The organism is Oribacterium sp., from assembly GCF_057249185.1.
Genome location: NZ_DBHIGR010000253.1, coordinates 1 through 1891, shown reverse-complemented (window position 1 = coordinate 1891; position 1891 = coordinate 1). Strand labels below are relative to the sequence as shown.

Below are 1891 nucleotides of genomic sequence, written 5' to 3'. Positions count from 1 at the left end.
GGATTTTTTCCCGGCCCTATAAACTTTGCAATATCCGCATAACCGTTTCTGGCATGATTTTCAATATCGCTCTTATTGTAGTAGACGTTCCATGCCGCGTTTGTAGGAAGCTTCTTCGCACCAACCAGGATTCCTCCACCCGAATCTGCAGGATCTAAGGTATGGAAGCTATAATCAAAGGCCTGAGAGCTTGCCCTGGCTCTATCCACTCTTAGATACCAAACGCCATAGAAATACTCACCGGGGTTATCCGTGGTAGTGCCCCAGCTGGGATCCCAGGAGAAGAATATCCCCTGCTTCATATCCGCCTCACCGTGCTTGAAATTGAAGCTAGTAGGCTCAACCTTGGTTTCCACATGAACGGAAAGAGGAACATCCTGTTTCACATCCAAACTGTTATCACTGTGGTCAATATTTAAGCTGACAGGGAATTTATTGTCATAGACACCTACCCCCTTAGCATAATCATGCTTTACCTTCAGCATGGAAGGAGTCAGGTTGTAGGCAATATCCGCCTTAAAAGTAAATCCACCGTTTACCGCCCTATAGTTCGTTAAACGAAGATAGTCTTCCGGCTTATCCTTTCCGGGAACATTCTTTTTGATAATGGTATAATTAAAGCTACTTTGGGTATTGGTATTCGGCGCCTCAAGCAAGCCTGTAGCCATAGAAGGCTGCAGCTTATGCTGATTCCCTTCCTTTTTCTCATATACAGAAATTTTGTCCGGTTCATTTTCATCCCAGCCTTCAAAAATTCTGGCAGGAACATCAATATTAACCGTTCCTACATCATAACTGACATTTTTGTTTCCCTTTAGAGTAAGCTCTATGCCCAGGGTAGTTGTATCCGTACCGTTGGAAGAACTATCCGGAGGAATGATTTTTAAATCTCTTTGTTCCCGCATTACACCGTTACTGCCATCGGTATAAGTATGGCCGTTAGGAATGGTCGTGCCAAATCGAGGAGCATTAGGAGCTTCCGTCCAAAATGCCTTAAACTCATGGTTGACAGCCTCTTCTCCCAAATCCCTTGTCCTTCTTACTAGGATAATGGGACTGAAATGCTTTGCGGAAAACAGGAGTTCTTCTCCCTCCTCCTTTACACTAAGGATTTCTCCGGGATGATTTTCAGAAAGATGTACAATCTGTAGTTCTTCCTCAAGATCCTCTTCTTGATCTTCTTTAAGATTTTCCTCAGTCTTCTCTAAAGCATCCTTTATTTTTTTACTTTTTTGCAGGCGAAGCTCTACCTTCTTGCCGTTCTTAGGCTGTACTTCCTTTTCCACACCGTTAACTTCTCTGTAGAAGGAAATGTCGATAGCCTCCAGAACTTCAACCTCCGCCTCTTCCCCCGGATTCTTTTTCTTATAATCCTTCAAAGAAAGGGCTTTGGCCTCTTCCAGAATGCTTTCTGAATCTACCGGGACCACCTTCATTCTGGTTCCCTCATAGAAGGTTCCCTCAGAAAAGCTTGCCAGTACAGTAATATCCTTACTGTAGGAAGCCTCAAAAGAACCGGCGTCCATATACTCCGGCTTTTCCTCCTGCTTAGCTTCTTCCGATGACAAACTAGCCTTCTCTTCCAAAGAAGACTCCTCAGTCTTTGCTTCCGAAGGAGCAGTCTTATTCTCCTCTTCTGATACTAGCTCTTCTTTCTTTTCCTTTTTTCCCTCTGATGCGGATCCTTCCTTCTCTAAGGCAGTTTCTTCCAAAGAAGTCTTTCCCTCCCCCGCCTTCTCTTCCGCCCTTTCTCTTAGACTTTCAGAGGATTTTTCTTCCGTAGCAAGAGCGATACGTTCTACCGTTTCTCCGGCAATTTCTTCCGCATAGCTCACGCTTTGCAAATTTCCCGCAAGCATCAAAAAACTGAGGAAATAAGCCATACCCTTCT

General features: G+C 44.3%; 1 pseudogene. It reads right to left on the bottom strand.

Annotation, left to right across the window (positions count from 1 at the left end):
* Positions 1-1891, bottom strand: a pseudogene (locus ACO4PX_RS10095) (Spy0128 family protein); the annotation flags it as partial.